The sequence below is a fragment of the Stenotrophomonas sp. RS-48 genome, from assembly GCF_030053245.1.
GTDB classification, from domain to species: domain Bacteria; phylum Pseudomonadota; class Gammaproteobacteria; order Xanthomonadales; family Xanthomonadaceae; genus Stenotrophomonas; species Stenotrophomonas maltophilia_P.
Map to the genome: position 1 here is coordinate 37798 of NZ_JASGBV010000058.1, position 19802 is coordinate 57599.

18 protein-coding genes are annotated in these 19802 nt (G+C 67.0%); 9 read left to right on the forward strand and 9 right to left on the reverse strand.

All coding sequences use genetic code 11. The features are described 5' to 3' along the window. Positions 1-97 precede the first annotated feature (97 nt). On the reverse strand, positions 98-2494 hold the full coding sequence (locus tag QMZ25_RS11745; RefSeq protein ID WP_283219674.1) for an autotransporter outer membrane beta-barrel domain-containing protein: 2397 nt from the start codon (positions 2492-2494) through the stop codon (positions 98-100). Between the two features lie 230 nt (positions 2495-2724). Continuing rightward, positions 2725-3180, reverse strand: coding sequence for a CopD family protein (locus QMZ25_RS11750; protein ID WP_053519905.1), 456 nt, complete (start codon positions 3178-3180; stop codon positions 2725-2727). 144 nt (positions 3181-3324) lie between these two features. Here QMZ25_RS11750 and QMZ25_RS11755 point away from each other — a divergent pair, with 144 nt between their 5' ends. Further along, positions 3325-3915 (forward strand): class I SAM-dependent methyltransferase, encoded by a 591-nt coding sequence (locus QMZ25_RS11755; protein ID WP_065174691.1) that lies wholly within the window; start codon positions 3325-3327, stop codon positions 3913-3915. A gap of 93 nt (positions 3916-4008) precedes the next feature. Next, complete coding sequence (gene phaZ / locus QMZ25_RS11760; protein ID WP_053519900.1) at positions 4009-5313, forward strand: polyhydroxyalkanoate depolymerase; 1305 nt, start codon at positions 4009-4011, stop codon at positions 5311-5313. A 111-nt stretch (positions 5314-5424) separates the two neighbouring features. Here the strand turns inward: phaZ and QMZ25_RS11765 are convergent, their stop codons facing one another. Together QMZ25_RS11765 and QMZ25_RS11770 are read right to left on the reverse strand one after the other, a co-directional pair. Continuing rightward, positions 5425-6414, reverse strand: coding sequence for a sensor domain-containing protein (locus QMZ25_RS11765; protein ID WP_053519901.1), 990 nt, complete (start codon positions 6412-6414; stop codon positions 5425-5427). Beyond that, a complete protein-coding gene (locus QMZ25_RS11770; RefSeq protein ID WP_111185797.1) occupies positions 6411-6776 on the reverse strand; it encodes a PadR family transcriptional regulator in 366 nt (121 codons plus the stop codon). Before QMZ25_RS11770 ends, QMZ25_RS11765 begins: the two co-directional genes overlap by 4 nt. Before the next feature lie 136 nt (positions 6777-6912). Between QMZ25_RS11770 and QMZ25_RS11775 the strand changes: the two genes are divergently transcribed. Continuing rightward, positions 6913-7815, forward strand: a complete 903-nt coding sequence (locus tag QMZ25_RS11775; protein ID WP_111185799.1) for a peptidylprolyl isomerase — start codon at positions 6913-6915, stop codon at positions 7813-7815. A 574-nt stretch (positions 7816-8389) separates the two neighbouring features. Here QMZ25_RS11775 and QMZ25_RS11780 read toward each other — a convergent pair. After that, on the reverse strand, positions 8390-9262 hold the full coding sequence (locus tag QMZ25_RS11780) for a DMT family transporter (protein ID WP_065174688.1): 873 nt from the start codon (positions 9260-9262) through the stop codon (positions 8390-8392). Positions 9263-9377: 115 nt separating this feature from the next. Here QMZ25_RS11780 and QMZ25_RS11785 point away from each other — a divergent pair, with 115 nt between their 5' ends. Both QMZ25_RS11785 and QMZ25_RS11790 read left to right on the forward strand, forming a co-directional pair. Further along, the gene (locus QMZ25_RS11785; RefSeq protein ID WP_053518793.1) at positions 9378-10322 is read left to right on the forward strand and encodes a LysR substrate-binding domain-containing protein; all 945 of its coding nucleotides are present in this window, start codon (positions 9378-9380) and stop codon (positions 10320-10322) included. 71 nt (positions 10323-10393) lie between these two features. Continuing rightward, on the forward strand, positions 10394-10687 hold the full coding sequence (locus tag QMZ25_RS11790; RefSeq protein WP_053518791.1) for a hypothetical protein: 294 nt from the start codon (positions 10394-10396) through the stop codon (positions 10685-10687). A gap of 32 nt (positions 10688-10719) precedes the next feature. Here QMZ25_RS11790 and QMZ25_RS11795 read toward each other — a convergent pair whose 3' ends face one another. Then, on the reverse strand, positions 10720-11517 hold the full coding sequence (locus QMZ25_RS11795; protein ID WP_283219675.1) for a DUF4349 domain-containing protein: 798 nt from the start codon (positions 11515-11517) through the stop codon (positions 10720-10722). Beyond that, a complete protein-coding gene (locus QMZ25_RS11800; RefSeq protein WP_053518787.1) occupies positions 11514-11870 on the reverse strand; it encodes a GFA family protein in 357 nt (118 codons plus the stop codon). The genes QMZ25_RS11795 and QMZ25_RS11800 overlap by 4 nt, the downstream gene beginning before the upstream one ends. A gap of 112 nt (positions 11871-11982) precedes the next feature. Between QMZ25_RS11800 and QMZ25_RS11805 the strand changes: the two genes are divergently transcribed. After that, on the forward strand, positions 11983-13791 hold the full coding sequence (locus QMZ25_RS11805) for a DUF885 domain-containing protein (RefSeq protein ID WP_111185803.1): 1809 nt from the start codon (positions 11983-11985) through the stop codon (positions 13789-13791). 100 nt (positions 13792-13891) lie between these two features. Here QMZ25_RS11805 and smrA read toward each other — a convergent pair whose 3' ends face one another. After that, positions 13892-15724 carry a multidrug efflux ABC transporter SmrA gene (gene smrA, locus QMZ25_RS11810; protein WP_128990033.1) on the reverse strand — a complete coding sequence of 611 codons (1833 nt, stop codon included), beginning with the start codon at positions 15722-15724 and terminating at the stop codon, positions 13892-13894. A 130-nt stretch (positions 15725-15854) separates the two neighbouring features. Continuing rightward, the gene (locus QMZ25_RS11815; RefSeq protein ID WP_283219676.1) at positions 15855-17414 is read right to left on the reverse strand and encodes a serine hydrolase; all 1560 of its coding nucleotides are present in this window, start codon (positions 17412-17414) and stop codon (positions 15855-15857) included. Positions 17415-17524: 110 nt separating this feature from the next. On the opposite strand from QMZ25_RS11815, the gene QMZ25_RS11820 reads away from it, so the two are divergent. The 3 genes from QMZ25_RS11820 to QMZ25_RS11830 all read left to right on the forward strand — a co-directional run bounded on the left by QMZ25_RS11820 (position 17525) and on the right by QMZ25_RS11830 (position 19800). Further along, complete coding sequence (locus QMZ25_RS11820; RefSeq protein ID WP_128990037.1) at positions 17525-17968, forward strand: VOC family protein; 444 nt, start codon at positions 17525-17527, stop codon at positions 17966-17968. A gap of 68 nt (positions 17969-18036) precedes the next feature. Next, positions 18037-18792, forward strand: coding sequence for a DUF72 domain-containing protein (locus tag QMZ25_RS11825; RefSeq protein ID WP_258391145.1), 756 nt, complete (start codon positions 18037-18039; stop codon positions 18790-18792). Between the two features lie 60 nt (positions 18793-18852). Continuing rightward, on the forward strand, positions 18853-19800 hold the full coding sequence (locus QMZ25_RS11830; RefSeq protein WP_283219677.1) for a DMT family transporter: 948 nt from the start codon (positions 18853-18855) through the stop codon (positions 19798-19800). Positions 19801-19802: the final 2 nt, after the last annotated feature.

Consider the following 19802-nt stretch of genomic DNA (forward strand, 5'->3'; position numbering starts at 1 on the left):
AACGCCTGAAGCCGGGCAATGCCCGGCTTCAGTGCCACATCCGTGTGGCGATACGTCCCTGTTCCTGCGCGTACGGGCCCGCCGTACGCCGATCTGCTTACCAGTTGTAGGACATGCCCAGCGTGGCGCTGACTTCGCGGTAGCCGGAGTCACCGCGGCTCACGTCCAGACCGCCCCAGCCCGTCCAGCCCTTGGTGAATTCCACCCGCGCGCCTGCACCCAGCGCGTAGCGGTTGCGCGGCGCGTCGCTGTCCATGGCCACGTCATCGAACGCCATGCCACCCGTGCGGGCGTCGCGATACCAGTTGGCGGTCAGGTACGGGGTCACCACGGCGCCATGCGTGCTGGTCGATTCCGCTTCCAGGCGCAGGCCGAGGCGGCCGGACAGGCCACTTTCGCCCAGGCCACGCACCACGGTGCCGTTCTGCTCGGTATGTCGATCCGTGCTGACGTTGGTGTAGACCAGCTGCAGCTCCGGCTGCAGGCTGACCCTGCTGTCGCCCAGCGTGCCGACGCCGAAGCGGTAACCCGCCTCCAGCGAACCCTGCCACAGGTCGCTGTCGTAGCGCTCCGCGGCCAGGCCATCGCCTTCCACCCGGTTGTTGAAGCGGCCGTGCTGCACCCAGCTGTCCACATAGGCACGACCAGTGTTCCAGCTGCCGTACACCCCTGCGGCCACGCCGGCGACCTTGCCGCGTGCCGCAAAGCCGGTCAGCGCCGAGGTGCTGGTGCTGTCAGCACGCCCACTACCGAGCATCACGCCCAGGCGGCCACGCCCTTCATCGAACAGCCCCACGTCTGCGCCCACCTGCACCACATGGCGCTGCGTGCGCAGATCCAGCTGCTCCTGCATGGCCCCCAGGCGCGCCTGCTGGCTGTCCACGCGTGCCCAGCCGTGCACACCCTCGGCAACGGCCGCATTGCCGTCGCGATCACTGCGCTGCAGGCGGAACAACTGCCCTGCGGCGTACTGGTTGGCCAGGTACGCGCCGGTCTCCGGGCGCAGCACCGGCTTCGGATCCGGATTGATCGGACCGGTCGGGTCGCAGTCGGGCAGCGACGGATCCAGGTCACAGGGATCCGGCGGCGTCACCGGCAGTTCCGAACGCAGGTACCAGTTGCCGTCGGCCTCATCCTTGAACAGGAAGTACTCGTACTGCCCGCCGACCGCACGGCCGACCAGGTCGAACTGCGCGTCGGACGCGCCGTTGATCTCGATCAGCTCGATGCCCTTGTCGGTCTGCGCGCCCTGGCCGCTGGCGTTGAGCACCCGCACATTGGCCTGCCCGGTCGCATCACCGGCGATCACCAGGCGGTCGGTCTGCGAGTCGTCCTCGCCAAGCACCGTGTTGAATACCAGCGTGCCGCCGTTACCGACGAACTCGTCCAGGGACAGCGTGTTGAAGCCGCCCGCGCCGTCGCCCAGCTTGACCATGCTGCCCGCATCCAGCTGCAGACGGCCGACACTGCTGTCGCCGGTCAGCTGCCAGGTGCTCTGCTCCCCCACCGCCACCGAGCTCGCATCGACGATGCGGCCGATCAGCGTGGCGCGGTTGCGCAGCGAGACATCCAGCTGGCCCGTGTAGGAGGTGCGATCGGCAATGATGTCGCCGGTCAGCGCCGCGTTCTCCACGTTGAAGCGCACAGCAACGTTGCCGACCTGCCCCTCCTCGCCATGCTTGACCAGCAACAGCGTGCCATCGCCGGCAATCAGGCGCGCACCGTTGCGGATGGTGATCTCGGCGGATTCGCCGTCGACGTCGGCATCGGGACTGCCCCAGTCGACATCGGGATTGACCCAGATCGCCGGGCCGGTCTGCGACTCCAGGGTGGAATTGTCGACGTTCAATACCAGGTTGTCCGCACCCCGATATTCGAAGTACATGACGGCGCCGTTGCGGCTGGCCCGGATCGTCGAACCGTTGACGATGTCAGCCCTGCCCGCGCCCATACTCAGACCGACGTTGTGGTTCCAGGCAGTGCTGTCGCGGTGTGCCACCGCCAGGTGGGAGTTGTCCATCAGAAGGTACACGTCGCCCTGTCCACCGTAGATTGCCGGGTACAAGGCGATGGCACCACCGACAGAGTTGATCTGCGTGTTGTAGAGCCTGGCAGACGAATCGATCGAAACGTTGAACTGGGTCATGCCCAGATCGAAACGGCTGTCCCGCGCGACCAGCCGGGAGCCGGACTGCACGTGAATGTTCTCACGGGCATTGCGGACCAGCACATCCGCACGCGTGAGGAAGGCATTGGAGCCATAGAACACCTGGATGCCGTAGGTGCTGGCGTTGGACACCGTAAGAGTGGAGCCATTGTTCGCCCGCCATGCTTCGGTAGGGTCACCCTGTACCACCTCGTGGTCCTCGCCGTTGAGGTTGCCGGCCAACGCGTGCTGGGCCAACGGCAGGGCCAGTGCCAGCAGCAGGCATTGCGAGAGCGGACGCAGGGCAAGGGAACGCCCGCCTGCGGCGGAACGATGGGCATGTTTCATGATGGATCTCCAGAGGGGGCACGTGAGCGGCACAGCGTGCGTGCAGTACCTGGCATTCCCATCCATGCCCACGCGGAGCGATGACGGGACTGCTGCAGGCAGCCGCTGTGTCGAAGGCGCGCAGTATCTGGAGACGCACGGGCGGGGCCCATGCAATTTGTTGCAAGGCGCGCCGCGCCGCTTGTCAGGTTACGCGGCGATTCATCTGGAGGTGCGCGATGTGCGCCGGCTCAGAAGGGTTTGGCCAGCACCAGCCAGACGATCGGAATGAAGGCCAGCAGCGGGATTTCGTTGATCCAGCGCAGCGCGCGCGAGGACGGCAGAGGCCGGCCCTTGGCGACGCCCTTGAGCAGGCGGCCGGTCCAGCCGAAGTAGACCAGCAGCAGCACCACCAGGCCGAGCTTGGCATGCAGCCAGCCGGCACCGCCCGGCGCGACCATCGTGGGGAAGTCCGGAATGACCCGGTAGCCCAGCCACAACACCAGTCCCAGGACGAAGGCCAGGCCGAACATCGAGTGGCCGAAACGGTACAGACGCAGGCCCATCAGCTGCAGGCGCTCGACCACTGCGGGTTGTCCCGCCGCCTCGGCCAGGTTCACCAGGATGCGCGGCAGATAGAACACCGTCGCCATCCACGCCACCACGAACACGATGTGGAAGGTCTTGACCCAGTAGTAGCTCTGCATGCGCTCGCTCCAGCGGCTGGCGTAGGTGGCGGCCATTCTCGCATGGCGTGCGGGTGTACCGGCTGCGGTCGGCGCGACCGATCGACGCATGGCGAGCGGCAACGCCGTACGATAGGCGCCGTTTTCAACGAAACCTCCTTCTGCGTGGACAAGACCTACGACGCCGCCTACTTCCAGCGCTGGTACCGCCAGGCCGACATCGGCGGCAGCGCCCGCCTCGCCCGCAAGGTGGCATTGGCGGTGGCCACTGCCGAGTACTACCTGGAGCGGCCGATCCGCAGCGTGCTGGACATCGGCTGCGGCGAGGGGGCCTGGCGCGCGCCGTTGCGGAAACTGCGTCCGAAGGTCGAGTATCTGGGCTTCGACAGCAGCGAGTACGCTGTGCGTCGCTATGGCCGGACCCGCAACCTGCATCTGGCCCGCTTCGGCGACTTCGCCTGGCTGCGGCCGTGCGCGCCGGTGGACCTGCTGGTCTGCTCGGACGTGATGCATTACGTGCCCGACCGCGAGCTGCGCGCCGGCCTGGCGGGCGTGGCCGAGCTGACCGGCGGCATCGCCTTCCTGGAGACCTTCGCCGCCGAGGACGCGTTCGAGGGCGACCATGAGGGCTTCCAGTCCCGCCCGGCAGCCTGGTATCGCCGGACGCTGGCCCGGCACGGCCTGCAGCCGGCAGGGTCGCACTGCTGGCTCGGCCCCGCCCTGGCAGGCGATGCGGCCGCGCTGGAACGGATGTGAATCCGGATTCATTATTTTCAGTCAACTTAACCTGCGGGACACCCGGATGGGATATGCTGCGCGGCAACATATGACCATACATATTCGGTCGTCATGCTCTATCAACTGCACGAACTGACCCGCAACCTGCTCGCCCCCTGGGTGCACCAGGCCCAGGCCAACGCCAAGTTCTTCGCCAATCCCGGCCACTGGTGGTCGCAGATGCCGGGTGCCGAACGCCTGGCGGCGGTCAACGAACTGTTCCATCGCATCGGCAAGGATTACGAGAAGCCCGAGTGGGGCATCAACGAAATCGAGGTCGAAGGCGAACGCGTGCCGATCGTCGTGCACGAGGAAGTGAGCAAGCCGTTCTGCAAGCTGCTGCGCTTCAAGCGTCACAGCAACGAAGCCGACCAGCTGCACACCATGCTCAACCAGCCCTTTGTGCTGGTGGTGGCGCCACTGTCCGGCCATCACGCCACGCTGCTGCGCGATACCGTGCGCACGCTGCTGCGCGACCATCGCGTCTACGTCACCGACTGGGTCGATGCGCGCATGGTTGCGGCCAGCGAAGGTGATTTCGGCCTGGACGACTACATCGCCTACATCCAGGAGTTCATCCGCCACCTTGGCGTCGAGCGCCTGCACGTGGTCAGCGTCTGCCAGCCGACCGTACCGGTGCTGGCTGCGGTGTCACTGATGGCCAGCCGTGGCGAGCCCACCCCGCGCACGCTGGTGATGATGGGCGGTCCGATCGACGCACGCTGCAGCCCCACCGCGGTGAACAATCTGGCGACCCAGAACCCGCTGTCCTGGTTCGAGAACAACGTCATCCACAGCGTGCCGGCCGGCTACCCCGGTGCAGGCCGTCGCGTGTACCCGGGTTTCCTGCAGCACGCCGGTTTCCTGTCGATGAATCCCAGCCGCCATTTCAGCTCGCACTGGGACTTCTACGCCGACCTGGTCAAGGGCGATCTGGAAGACGCCGATGCGCACCGCCGCTTCTATGATGAGTACAACGCGGTGCTGGACATGCCTGCCAGGTACTACCTGGACACCATCCGCGTGGTCTTCCAGGACTTCCTGCTGCCGCGCGGAGAGTGGGTGGTCAACGGCGAAAAGGTCGACCCTTCGGCGATCCGCGATACCGCGCTGCTGAGCATCGAAGGCGAACTGGACGATATCGCGGGCCTCGGCCAGACCGAAGCTGCGCAGGCGCTGTGTACGGGCATCCCGGCCGAGCGCCGCGAGCATTTCATCGTCGAAGGTGCCGGCCATTACGGCATCTTCAGCGGCCGCCGCTGGCGCGAGGTGGTGTACCCGAAGGTACGCGACTTCTTCGCGGCGCACGCAGAAGCGCCGGCGGCAAAAGCGAAGAAGAAGAGCAACGTCACCCCGCTGCGCCGCAAGGCGGGCTGACCCTGCGGCGGGGTTCGGATCCCTTTCCAACAGAAAGGGCTCTGACCCCGGCACCCCGCTCGAACGGAGTCAGAGCCCTGTTCTGCGAACAGGGATCCGACCCCTCGTCGCTTACAGGCGCACCAGCAGGTTCTTGGCGATCAGGCCATGCAGCTTGCCGATGCCGCGTGCCAGGTGCAGCGTCAGCAGCAGCAGCAGGGCACCCGCCGCGGCGACCACGATCCCGACCAGCGGCGAGGCAGCCATCGGCAGCACGTTCACGCCATCAACGTACACGCCCGGGATTTCCCCGCTGAAGATCGCTGCCACCGGCGCCCAGATCAGTCCCAGCGACAGCGACAGCAGCGTCACCGCGATGGTGAAGTAGACAATGCCCAAGGGCAGCATCAGCACGAAGTACAACAGCGTCAGCCAGGTGCGGCCGTCCGTGAACATGTCGCCGATACGCTGCAGCCAGCTGCGGCTGCGGTCGGTGTAGCGCGGCCGCCGCGGCATGCGCTCGCCCAGCAGCGCCTCGACCAGGCGCCCCTCCAGCAGTGCCAGCCCGCGCACCGAACCGAAGAACAGCACGGTCAACGGCACGCCGATGATCAGGATCAGCAGGCCGAGCGACAGCGACAGGCCGGTCACCACCCAGGTGAAGAAGAAGATGCCGGTGGCCAGCGACAGCAGCATGTAGAACAGCGCGCCATAGGTGTGCGGATCGGCCACCACGCCAAAGAAGCGAGACAGCAGCGAGCGCGGCACCGGCACCGGCGGTGCCGCGGCCGGTTCCACACCACTGGCCTCGGCTGCCACACGCAGCACCGGCGCGGTGTCGGCGCGCGGCGTGCGCAATGCGCGGTTCACGGTGACTTCCGTTTCGCGGTAGATCTCCGCCACTTCATCCGGCGCACCGTAGCTGCCGGCCACATCGGCAATCACCTCCGCCTCGCTGCGACCGGGCTGGGCGGCCAGCTCGGAACGCAGGTATTCCTCGGCGTCATACAGCGCGTCCTGCACCATCGCCGGATCGGCGCCCTGCAGCGCCTCGCGCAGCTGCGCCAGGTACTGCGGGATGGTGGTCGGCAGGGCGCGGCCTGCCAGGCTCGGGTCGTTCATTGCGGTACCCCCTCCAACACGGAATCGACGGAATCACGGGTGGCCTGCCAGGCCTGGCGCCACTGCGCCAGCACTTCGCGGCCACGGTCATTGATGCGGTAGTAGCGCCGGGGCGGCCCGCTGCTGGAGGGCTCGACATGGCTCTCCAGCAGGCCGCCGCTCTCCAGGTTGCGCAGCACCGGGTACAGCGCGCTCTGCTTGCCACTCAGCACGCCCTCGCCCACGCGCTCCAGCTCCTTGGCGATGAGGTACCCGTACAGCGGCTCGCCGGTACGGGCCAGCACCGCCAGCAGGGCCAGCGACACGGTTCCGGCGCTGAGCTCCTTCTGGAACTTCTTCAGGTGGATGTCGTCTTCCGACATGCCCGGCCCTCCACTACGTTGAAGTCCACAGTAGTGCGAAGTTCGGTATAGCGAATGTGTCGTTAGTCATCCTGCCGGTTGGCGTGGCCCTGCGGCTCGCGCAGAATCGAGGGCTCGTTCATGTTCCGGGGTTTCCATGCCGCACCGTCGTCGCCTTGCCCTGACCGCCCTCGCCCTGGCCTGCCTGTTGCCCTCGCTGGCCAGCGCAGCGACGCCCTACCGCAGCCCGCAGCAGATCCTTGACGCCTCGGCCGCCAGCGATTGGCGCACCCCCGACCCGGCCAACCTGCTGTACATGGATCTGCCTGCCGGCCGGGTGATCATCGAACTGGCGCCCCAGTTCGCACCACGCCATGTCGCCAACATCCAGACGTTCGCCCACGAGCACTTCTGGGACGGCACCAGCATCTACCGTTCCCAGGACAACTTCGTCGTGCAGTTCGGCGATGCCGACGCCGATGACCCGGCCAAGGCCAGGCCGTTCGGCAGTGCCGCGCGCAAGCTGCCGGCCGAGTTCGAGCGTGCCAGCGCCGGCCTGAAGGTGAGCGTGCTGCCGGACCGCGATGGCTGGGCGGCGCAGACCGGTTTCGTCGATGGCTTCCCGGTCGGACAGGATCCGCAGGCCGGCAAGGCCTGGCTGGCGCACTGCTACGGCATGCTGGGGGCCGGTCGCAACAACGACGAGGACAGCAGCATCGGTGCCGAACTGTACGTGGTGACCGGGCAGTCGCCACGTCAGCTGGACCGCAACATCACCCTGGTCGGTCGCGTCCTGAAGGGCATGGAACTGCTCAGCGCGATCCCGCGCGGCCCGGCGCCGATGGGCTTCTATGAAGACCCGAAGCTGCGCACGCCAATCATTTCGATCCGCCGTGCCAGCGACGTGGCGGCCGCCGAACGCACGCCGATCCAGGTGTTGCGTACTGATTCGAAGACTTTCGCCGATACGGTGGAGGCGCGGCGCAATCGCGTGGATGATTTCTACAAGCGTCCGGCGGGGCATATCGATCTGTGCAATGTTCCGGTGCCGGTGCGGTGATGGGTTCCTGCACGTGACGCGTGCTGAAGGTGCTTCACTGTTCATGGGCGTTACTTTTCTTTTCGCGCGAAAAGAAAAGTAACCAAAAGAAACGCGCCGCCAAGCCGCGAGCCGCCGTGCTTCGCACGTCGGTCCCCTGCGCTTCTCGGTGAATCAGGGGACGGTGCCGAACTCGCTCCGCTCAGACATCGGCACCTCTTCGCCCCTGATTCCCCTGCGATGCTCGGCTCGCTCAAGGCGGACTCAAGGTCAAGAGCCACAGCTGCACGACGATGTTTGGTAGTGCCGGGCCGGGCCCGGCGAGCGAAGCGACCGCTTTTGCCTTTGATCTTGGGTCCGCCTTGAGCGAGCCGAGCACCGCAGGTCCGGCGAGGGCGAAGAGGCGCGGGTGTTTGAGCACAGCGAGTTCCCGCGCCGTCCCTCGACGGGCCGAGGAGCGCAGGGTACCGATGCGCAACGCGCATCGGCTCGCGGTCGGCGGAACGTTTCTTTTGGTTACTTTTCTTTGCGTACAAAGAAAAGTAACGCCCATGAACAGTGAAGCACCTTCAGCAAGCGTCACGCGCGAAACCGCTCAGCCCTTCTGACTCACCGCCACGCTACCCAGAATCAACGCACCCGCAATCAGCATCTGCAGCGTCACCGGCTCACCCAGGAACAACCACGCGAACGCCGCACCGAACAGTGGAATCAGGTAGGTCACCGTGGATGCACGCGACGGGCCGATGCGGCCGATCAGACGGTAGAACATCAGGAACGCCAGCCCGGTGCAGGCCACGCCCAAGGCAATCGCCGCGCCCCACGCCTTGAGCGGAATCGCGGCCTGCGGCCAATGGCTCACCGCCATCGGCAGCATCCACAGCGAGGCGCAGGACAGCGTCGCCGCCGCCGCGGCAGCAGACGGCAGGCCCGCCATGTGCCGCTTCACCAGGTTCACCCCCAGTCCGTACAGCAGCGATGCCGCGGCGCCGGCCAGCACGGCCGTGCCGATGCCCAGGCCCGAGACCTTGGCCGTCGCCAGCACCACCACGCCGGCAAAGCCGACCAGCAACGCACCCGCGCGACGCACACCGATCTTCTCGCCGAAGAACAGGAAGGCGATGAGCGCGGCGAACAGGACCGTCATCGCATTGCAGATCGCACCGATCGCCGCCGGTGCGTGCTCGGCGGCGTAGGCGAACAGCACGAACGGCAACGCCGAGTTGACCAGGCCGATCGGCGCCAGCCACAGCCAGCGCCGCGGCGGGAACTGCGCCCGCGCGCGCCACAGGAACGGCAGCAGTACCAGTGCCCCCAGCAGCAGACGCACCTCGACCAGGGCGAACGGGCCGAACGATGGCACCGCCACCCGCATGAAAAGGAACGAGCACCCCCAGATGGCGCCCAGCAGGGTCAACTCCAGCGGCGTGCGCCAGTCGCGCTCGGCCGCCTGTGGGACCGCATTCATGCCCTGCCTCCGTCCATCATCCACTCCTCGGTTGGTGCAACAGGATCAGACGCAGACGCCCGCCGCACAAGCGCGTAGTATCGCTGCCAGCCACAAATATGGTTTGAGGCTGGACATGCAGCTACGCCCTTCCCTGCTCCCTGCCCTGGCCGTGTTCGCGGTCGCCGCGCGCCACCAGAACTTCGCCCAGGCCGCGCAGGAACTGCACCTGACCGCCAGCGCGGTCAGCCACCATGTCCGCCGCCTGGAAGAGGTGCTGGAAACCCGCCTGTTCCTGCGCCATGCCCGCGGCGTGCGGCTGACCGCCGAAGGCCGGCAGCTGGCCGACGCCGCCAGTGCGGCGTTCACCGATGTCGCCGCCGTCGCCCACAACCTGCATCCGGATGCGGACAGCGTGCCGCTGCGCATCACCACCCTGCGCTCGCTGTCGTACTGCTGGCTGCTGCCACGCCTGCCGCGCTTCACCCAGGCGCATCCGCACATCCGGGTGGAACTGCACACCGGCAGCGGCCTGGACCGCTACGACGACAACGGACCGGAGGTGGGCATCCGCTATGGCCTGGGCCAGTGGCCGGGGCTGCACGCGCAACACCTGATGGACGACAGCCTGTTCCCGGTCGCCTCGCCGGCGCTGCCGGGCGTGGAAGCCCTGCACGATCCGGCGCGCATCGCCGAGCTGCCGCTGCTGACCGATCTCTCGCCGCAGGGCTGGCGCGACTGGTTCCGTCATGCGGGCGTACGCCCGCCCTCGCCGCTGCCGCCGATGCACACCTTCGCCGACAGCACCGATGCGATGCGGGCCGCGGTGTATGGCATGGGCGCGGTGCTGGCGCGCACCCACATCGCCCAACCCTACCTGCAGCGCTACGAGGTGGTGCGGCTGCCTGGGCCCGCCCTGAAGGCCCGCTATGCGTATTACGTGGTGCATGCCGAAGGCCAGCCGCCCAGCCCGGCCGCACGCCTGTTCATCGATTGGCTGCTGGCCCAGGCACAGGACGACCGCACACCGATCCCGGCACTGCCCGACAGTCTGCTCGGCCGCGCGCCCACGCCCGGCTGACCAGGCCCTCACCCGGTCTTTGCCCATCGCTGGCTACGCTGCGGATACCTCCACAACGACCTGCATCTGCCATGGCCCTGCTGCGAATGCGCATTACTGGAACCGAAGACGACGCCCGTGCGATCAGCGACCTGCTGCTGGGCCTGGAAGGCATCGAACATGTCGAGGAAACCGACGATCTGATGCCACACATGGACGACGATGATTCCAGTTCGGCAGGACTGTCCGATGACATCGGTCCGGGCATCCACGAACTGGAGGTGGAGGTGGGCAACGAAAGCACCGCGCAGAAGGTTCGTGACGCGGTGCAGGAGCTTGCGCTGGAGCTGGACGTGTTCGTCGAATACGAGACCGACGAAGGCTGAGCACGCCGGGCGTGGCCCGGCGAACCCGCGCGTTACGGCGTCCGACGGCGGCGACGCAACCCCGCCCTCACACCCCATCCTGCGATCAATGCCAGTACCGCGACCGGCAGCAATGCAGCCGCCGCACGGATCAGGAAGGCGATACTGGTACTGAGGATGCTGCCCGACTCGCTCAGCGCATCGCCGATCTCGCTGCGGCCGCGCTCGCCGGAGGTGGTACCGAAGTCCAGCGTCAGCAGCTGCGTATCGATGCGGCGACGCTGCTGCGCGGCGTCCTTGCTGGCCTGCTCCACCCCCGCCTCGATCTCCGACAGGCGCGTGCTGATCGCCAGCAGATCCTCGATCTTCAGACCGCCACGGTCCTGGTAGGCGAGCAGGCGTGCGTGTTCCTTCTCCAACCGTGCCTTGGTCAACGCGGTATCGGCCACCTGCTGTGCAAGATCCTCGGCGCGGGTGGTGCGCGACTGCAGTGTGCCGCCCTCGCCCGCCAGGCCGATCAGGGGCTCCACGCCCTTCGGCGCGATGCGCACCCGGACCTCGCCGCTGGGCGAATCGCCACTGCGCTGGTCCACCTGCAGCACCGCACAGTCGCCGAACTTCGCACTCTGGCAGGCCTGCGCGACCTGCTGGATGCGCGGCGCGATCGCTTCCGCGTCCAGCTGTACCTGTACGTCGTGTTCATAGGCCAGGAAGGCGCCTTCGGGCGACGCCACGGCTTCGGCTGTGGCACCACCGCCGCCGGCCGCGTGCTCCACCTTCGCGCAGGCCGCCAGGGCCAGCACGAGTGCCGGCACGGTCAATGCGCCCACCCATCCATGCCGGACCGTCACGCTGCGGCTCCGTCGTAGGAGGTCACCGACAGGCCGGCCAGGTCGACCTGCGGCAGGCAGCGTACGTTGACCGCCACCATGGCCGCACCGCTGCGCGGATCCACGGCCTCGCTGTACGGTGCAGTGCCGCACTCGCGGCAATGGTGGTGGTCGATGTGGTGCCTGTTGAACTGGTAGGTGGCCACATCGGCTGGATCGGTCTGCAGCTGGAATGCCTCGCGTGGCGCAAACCACAGCAGGCTGCCGCGGCGGCGGCACATCGAGCAGTTGCAGTCGATGACGTCGCTGATCGGGGCCTCGGCCTGCACCGTGAATGCGATCCTGCCGCAATGGCAGCTTCCCTGGTATTCCATGTCCTTTTCTCCGCTGGCGGGTCCGTGTAGGTGCCAATGGTAATCCTATGGCACGGGGACAAAGCAGCCCTGGCGGCCTATGCTCGGGGTTTGACCCCGTACAGGAATGCCGATGCGCCCGCATCTTCTTGCCCTCGCCCTGGTCGCCGCCCTCGCCGGCTGCCAGCAGGCCGACGCCCCGACCGCCGGTTCCACCTCCGCCGCCAGCCAGCAGGCCGGTGACGCGGCAGCCGATGCGGCCTTTGCCGATCTGTCCAAGCGCGCCCTGGACACCTGGATGCAGTTGTCCCCGGTCAGCGCCACCCAGATCGGCGACCACCGCTACGACAGCGAGATCGACGACCTGAGTGCGGCCGGCCAGCAGAAGACTGTCGCCGCCTACAAGGCATTGCTGGGCGAGCTGGACAGGATCGACGTGGCCAAGCTGGGCCGGGAGAACCAGGTCGATGCCGCCATCCTGCGCAACCAGCTGCAGTCGGAAATCTGGAACGCCGAAGTGCTGCAGTCCGGCAAGTGGGATCCGCAGCTGTACAACGGCATCGCCGGCAGCGCGATCTACGGCCTGATGGCACGCGAGTTCGCGCCGCTGCCGGAACGGCTGAAGTCGGCCACCGCGCGCATGGAAAAGCTGCCGGCGATCTTCGCCCAGGCCCGCGAGAACCTCGATCCGGCGCGTGTGCCGAAGATCCATGCCGAGACGGTGGCCAAGCAGAACAAGGGCATTCTCAGCATCGTCGATACCTTCATCACCCCGCATATCGGCGAACTGCCGCAGGCCGACCAGCAGCGCCTGCAGGCCGCCATCGATGGCCTGAAGAAGGCCGTGGACGAGCAGCAGACCTGGCTGGACAAGACCCTCGTGCCGAACGCGAAGGGTGATTTCCGCATCGGTGCGGAGAAGTACGACCAGAAGCTCAAGTTCGCCCTCAGTTCTTCGCTGTCGCGGCAGGAGATCGGTGAGCGCGCGCGTGCCGAGCTCAAGCGCGTGCGCGAAGACATGTACGGCATCGCGCAGACGGTGCTGAAGGACAAGCCGGGCGCGCCGGAGATGCCGGCGCAGCCGACCGACGAGCAGCAGCAGAAGGCCATCGAGGCCGCGCTGGAACTGGCCTACGCCGACAAGCCGGCACGTGACAAGGTGGTCGACGACGCCAAGGCCGCGCTGGACCAGTCCACCGCGTTCGTGCGCGAGCACGACCTGATGACGCTGCCGGATGCGCCGGTGGACATCATCCTGATGCCGGAATTCCAGCGTGGCGTGGCCGTGGCCTACTGCGATTCGCCGGGCCCGCTGGACAAGAACCTGAAGACCTTCTACGCGGTGTCGCCGATTCCCGACGACTGGAACGACAAGCAGGTCGATTCCTTCCTGCGTGAGTACAACTCGCGCATGATCCACCTGCTGAGCATCCATGAGGGCACGCCGGGCCATTACCTGGAAGGCTGGCATTCGGCCAAGTTCCCCTCCACCCTGCGCGCAGTACTGCGGTCGGGCCTGTTCGCCGAAGGCTGGGCGGTCTACACCGAGCGCATGATGCAGGAGCAGGGTTACCTCGACAACGATCCGCTGTTCCACCTGGTGCAGCTGAAGTTCTACCTGCGCACGATCTCCAACGCCATCCTCGACCAGGGCGTGCACGTGGACAACTGGGATCGCGAGAAGGCGATGCACCTGATGACCCACGACGCGTTCCAGCAGGAGAGCGAAGCGGCCGGCAAGTGGGTGCGCGCGCAGCTGACCTCGGCGCAGCTGCCGACCTACTTCGTGGGCGCGCAGGAGCACTTCGACACCCGCAAGGCAATGCAGGACAAGCTGGGCGACACGTTCAACCTGAAGGCCTACCACGACCAGATGCTGTCCTACGGCGCACCGCCGGTGCGCTTCGCCCGCCAGCTGATGCTGGACCAGCCGATCGAGTAAGCGGCTGCGCTGGATGTGGATGATGAACGGCCCGGGCAACCGGGCCGTTCTTCTTTGCGCCGCATCCACGCCCTGCGCGGAACGGCCGCAGCCGAAACGGCTACTGGTCGGCCGCCACGAACCCGCCGGTCTGCCGTGCCCACAGCCGCGCATACAGACCACCGGCCGCGATCAGCTCGGCATGGCTGCCGGTTTCCACGATCCGGCCCTGGTCCATGACCACCAGACGGTCCATGCGCGCGATGGTCGACAGCCGATGCGCGATCGCGATCACCGTCTTGCCTCCCATCAGTTCGTCCAGGCTGTCCTGGATCGCGGCTTCCACTTCCGAATCCAGCGCCGACGTCGCCTCGTCCAGCACCAGGATCGGCGCGTCCTTCAGCAGCACCCGGGCAATGGCGATTCGCTGGCGCTGGCCGCCGGACAGCTTCACCCCACGCTCGCCGACATGTGCGTCGTAGCCACGGCGCCCCTGCCCGTCCACCAGCGTGTCGATGAACGCTTCCGCACGCGCCTTGGCGACCGCAGCACGCAACTGATCATCGGTGGCATCCGGGCGCCCGTACAGCAGGTTGTCGCGGATCGAGCGGTGCAGCAGCGAGGTGTCCTGGGTCACTACGCCGATCTGTTGGCGCAGGCTCTCCTGTGTGACATGCGCGATGTCCTGGCCGTCGATCAGGATGCGGCCGCTTTCCAGGTCATACAGCCGCAGCAGCACATTGACCAGGGTCGACTTGCCGGCACCGGAGGGCCCGACCAGGCCGATCTTCTCGCCCGGCTTCACCACCAGGTCCAGGCCGGCGATCACGCCGCCCTTCTTGCCGTAGTGGAAATGGACATCCTGGAAGTGCACGCCGCCCTGGGTGACCTGCAGCGGCACGGCGTCCTCACGGTCCTGCACGGTCAGCGGCTGGGCGATGGTGGTGATGCCGTCCTGCACCGTACCGATGTCCTCGAAGATGCCGTTGATGGTCCACATGATCCAGCCCGACATGTTGTGGATGCGGATGACCAGGCCGGTCGCCAAGGTGATCGCGCCGACGGTGATGTGGCCACCGTTCCACAGCCACAGTGCCAGGCCACAGGTCCCGGCGATCAGGAAGCCGTTGACGATGGCGATGGCCAGGTCCATGCCGGTCGTCACCCGGGTCTGCGCGCGGTGCTTGACCGCCAGCTCCTGGATCGACTCGGCCACGTAGGCCTGCTCGCGGCCGCCATGGGCGAACAGCTTCAGCGTAGGAATGTTGGTGTAGCCATCGACGATGCGCCCCATCGCCTTGGAGCGTGCTTCCGAGGCGATCCATGCCCGCTCCTTCGCGCGCGGCACGAAGTAGACCATGATCACCGCATAGGCGATCAGCCACAGCAGCAACGGCATCATCAATCGCCAGTCGGCCTGTGCGAACAGATACAGCGCGGTGCCGGTATAGACCACGATGTACCAGAGCGAGTCGACCATCTGCACGGCCGATTCGCGCAGCGACGTGCCGGTCTGCATCACCCGGTTGGCGACGCTGCCTGCGAAGTCGTTCTGGAAGAAGCTCAGGCTCTGCCGTACCACGTAGTTGTGCATCAACCAGCGCGAACGATTGCTCAGGCCTGGCACGATGGCCTGGTTGACCAGCAGGTTGTGCAGGCCGACCAGCACCGGGCGCGCGATCACGGTGATGAACAGCATCCAGCCCAGCTCATTGGCGTGACGTTTGAAAAAGCCGGCGCCGGGCTGCTCGGCGACCATGTCGACGATGCGGCCCAGGTAATCGAACATCGCCACTTCCACCAGCGCCAGCAGCAGGCCAGCGATCAGCGTGGCCAAGAGCACCGGCCACACCGGCCGGAGGTAGTGCAGGTAGAACGGCAGCACCCTGCGCGGCGGCATCCGCCCGTCCACGGGCGGGAACACCGGAATCAGGGATTCAAACCAACGGAACATCGCATTCCCTCGCCTCTTGCAACCGACGGAGTATCCCATGCCGGATGTGTACGCCAACCGACGATGCGCGGTGCCGGTAGCGCCGGCCCGTGTTCGCCGGGCATGGCCCGGCGCTACCGATCATGCGGCGTCAGTTGACCGGGGTGAACAGCAGGTCCTGGAAGTCGAAGCTGAAATCGGTCAGGTCGGAGATCGGCTGCATGCGCACCTCGCGCACCTTGCCATCCGGGTCGAGACTGATGTTCACGAAGGCATCGGCATTGAGCGAACGGTCGTCCCAGCGCACGATGAAGGTGTCGTGCTGCCAGTGCTCCAGCCGGCCGCTCAGCTGCGCGGTCTTCATGAAGCGCAGGCGCAGCCCCTTGCCTTCCGTGCTGATCTGCATGTCGCCATACCAGCGGTCGCGGAAGGTGCCGGTGTAACCGGCCAGCGGCAGCGAGGGAGTGCTGCCCCTGACACGCGCTGCCTGGTGCTTGGCCCAGGCCTCATCGGCCTTGTCCTGGCCCTTGGCCACGGCCTTGGCATAGGCGTCCACCCAGTCGTGCTTCTCCGCACCCAGATAGGCATCGAGCACGCTCAGCGTGATCGCGTTGAATGCAGCGCCCACTTCCTGGTTGGTCAGCACCACGACCCCCAGCTTCTCGCCCGGCACCAGCGTCAGCCGCGAGACCATGCCCGGCCAGCCACCGGTGTGCCAGACCAGCTTCTGCCCGCGGTAATCGCTCAGGCTCCAGCCTTCGCCGTAACCGGCGAAGTTCTGCCGCGCCGGTGCCAGCTCCGGCACGCTCGGCGCCGGAATCGACTGCGGCGTGATCATGCGCCACATCTGCTGCTGGCTCTTCGCGGTGAACAGCGGGCTGCCATCGGCCAGCGCGCCCTCGGCCAGCTGCACCTGCATCCAGCGCGCCATGTCGTGCGCGCTGGAATAGATGCCGCCGGCCCCGGCATTGTTCGACCAGGTCAGCGGTGCGACGGTGCGCAGATCCTTGAAATCGTACTTGGCGTGTCCGACGGCCGCCTTGTCGCCGGGCCGCAGGTGGTCGGCGTTGTAGCGCGTGCCCGCCATGCCCACCTTGTCGAAGATGCGGGTCTGCAGGAACTGCTGGTAGCTCATGCCGGAAACGTGCTCGATCACCTGCTGGGCGACGGCGTACAGGATGTTGTCGTAGGCATAGCTCTCGCGGAATCCCCCTTTCAACGGCACCTTGCCCAGCCGCTCCACCACTTCGGCATTGCTGTAGGCGGTGGCCGGCCAGAACAGCAGGTCGCCCGCGCCCAGGCTGAGGCCGCTGCGATGCGAGAGCAGGTCACGGATCGTCATCTGCCCGGTCACGAACGGATCGGACATGCGGAACGACGGCAGGTGGTCAATCACCTTGTCGTCCATCTTCAGCTTGCCGTCCTCGGCCAGCAGGTTCAGCGAGGTGGCGGTGAACGCTTTGGTATTGGAGGCGATCGCGAACAGGGTATCGGCCTGCACAGGATCCGGCCTGCCCTGCTCACGCACGCCCCAGCCGCGTTCCAGCACCACCTTGCCGTCCTTGACCACGGCAACGGCGATGCCCGGCACGTCGAACTGCGCACGCACGCGCTCGACGGTCGCATCCAGATCCTGCAGCTGCGGGGGCGTTGCAGCATTCGCCATGGTCGTGCAGGCCAGCAGCACGGCTCCTCCAATCCAGGTATTCATCCAGAACCATCTCCGAGCAGGGGTCGCGGCCATGTGCAGGCCATCACCGGGGTTTCGCGGGATGGTAACGGTCGCCGGCGCATCGTGCCCTGTGCCATAGGAGGGGTGCCATGGACGAGAACGGCCGATCAAGCAGTGGATCCACCATCATTCCATGCCTGCGCTACCGCGACGCGCTGGCGGCGATCGACTGGCTGCAGCGCGCGTTCGGCTTCCAGGCGCAGGCGGTGTACGCCGATGGCGACGTGGTGTTCCACGCGCAGCTGGTGTTCGGGCACGGCATGATCATGCTGGGTTCGACCAGCAACGACAGCGCGTGGTCGAAGCTGGCGGTGATGCCTGACGAAACAGGGGGCCGCCAGACCCAGAGCGCCTGCGTGATCGTCAGCGACGCCGACGCGCACTATGCGCGGGCCAAGGCGGCCGGCGCGCGCATCGTGATCGACATTGCCGACCAGGCGTATGGCGGCCGTGGCTACGCCTGTGCCGATCCGGAAGGCTACGTGTGGTGGTTCGGCAGCTACGATCCCTGGCGCGCGGACCACCGCCAGTGACCGCGCCGGCACCCGCCCCCATCCGCTGCGGCATCGGCGGCTGGGTGTTCCCGGAATGGCGCGGCGGCATGTTCTATCCGCCCGGCCTGCCGCAGCGTGAGGAACTGGCGCACGCCAGCCGTGCCCTGCGCTGCATCGAGATCAACGGCACCTTCTATCGCACCCCGACCCCGGCCCAGTGCGCGCAGTGGGCGTCGCAGACTCCGGCCGGCTTCCGCTTCTCCCTGAAGGCACCCCGCTATCTGGTGCAGCGTCGCGACCTGTCCGGCACCGTCGAGGCCGCCGCGCCGTTCCTGCAGGCAGCGATCGCCCTGGGCGACCGCCTCGGGCCGCTGCTGTGGCAGTTCGATCCCCGCCATCCTGCCGATGCCGGGGCACTGGACGCGCTGATGGCCCAGCTGCCGAAGCAGCTCGATGGCGTGGCGCTGCAGCACGCTGTTGAAATCCGCAATCCGCAGGTGCACAGCGCATCCCTGGTCACTGCCGCGCGCAGGCACGGGGTGGCGTTGGTCATCGAAGACAGCGACGAAGCCCCGCTGCACGGCGACGTCACCGCCAGCTTCGTCTACGCGCGCATCAAGCGCAGCCAGGCCCGTCTGCTGCAGGGGCTGCCTGCCGCCACGCAGCAGCGCTGGGCCGAACGCGCCCGGCGCTGGGCCGTCGGCGAGCCGGTCGACGACCTGCCATGCCTTGCCGGATCCGCTCCATCGACGCCACGAGAGGTGTACCTGCTCTGCATCGGTGCCGGCAAGGCACGCAATCCGGCCGCGGCGATGGCCCTGCAGCGGCGGCTGGACGACCTGCTCGGGTCTCAGGGGCGGTAAACGCGGCCAGGATCGAGCTGCCGACGCCCAGCGGTCACCGCCTTGCCGCACAATAGGCGGATGAGCACGCCCGACACCCGCAAAGCACTTTGGCAGATCCACTTCTGTGTCCTGTTGTGGGGCGTCACGGCCATCCTGGGCAAGCTGATCACCTTGCCGGCGCTGCCGCTGGTGTGGTGGCGCATGCTGCTGGTGACGGCGATGCTGGCACTGCTGCCACGGGTGTGGCGCGGCCTGCGCACGCTGCCGTTGCGGGTGGTGGCCGGATACGCCGGCATCGGTGCGCTGGTTGCCCTGCACTGGCTGACGTTCTATGGTGCGGTGAAACTGGCCAATGCCTCGGTGGCGGCGACCTGCATCGCGCTGGCACCGGTGTTCACCTCGATCATCGAGCCGTGGGTGGCCAAGCGTCCGTTCCAGCTGCGCGAACTGGCCTTCGGATTGGCAGTTCTGCCGGGCGTGGCGCTGGTGGTGGGGGGCGTGCCGGATGGCATGCGGCTGGGGGTTCTGGTTGGCGCGCTGTCTGCACTGCTGGTGGCGGTGTTCGGCTCGCTCAACAAGCGCATGGTCAGCCACGCCGATCCGTTGACGGTGACTGCGCTTGAACTGGGGGCCGGCACCCTGACGCTGACCCTGCTTGCGCCGCTGATGCCCTACCTGCTGCCGGCCCTGGCCAGCCCGCTGTGGGTAGTGCCGGACCTGCACGACGGCATCCTGCTGCTGGTACTGGCGGGTATCTGCACCCTGCTGCCGTTCGCCCTCGCCCTGGTCGCGCTGCGCCACCTCAGCGCCTACACCGTGCAGCTGGTGACCAACCTGGAACCGGTGTATGCGGTGCTGCTGGCGGTACTGCTGCTGCGCGAGCAGCACGAAGTCACTCCCTGGTTCTACCTGGGCGTGGCGATCATCGTCGGTGCGGTCTTCCTGCATCCGCTGCTGAACCGCCGCAAGCCGTTGCAGCATCCGGAAATCCTCGGCACCGCGGAGGCCCGCAACGTCGCTGAATGAGC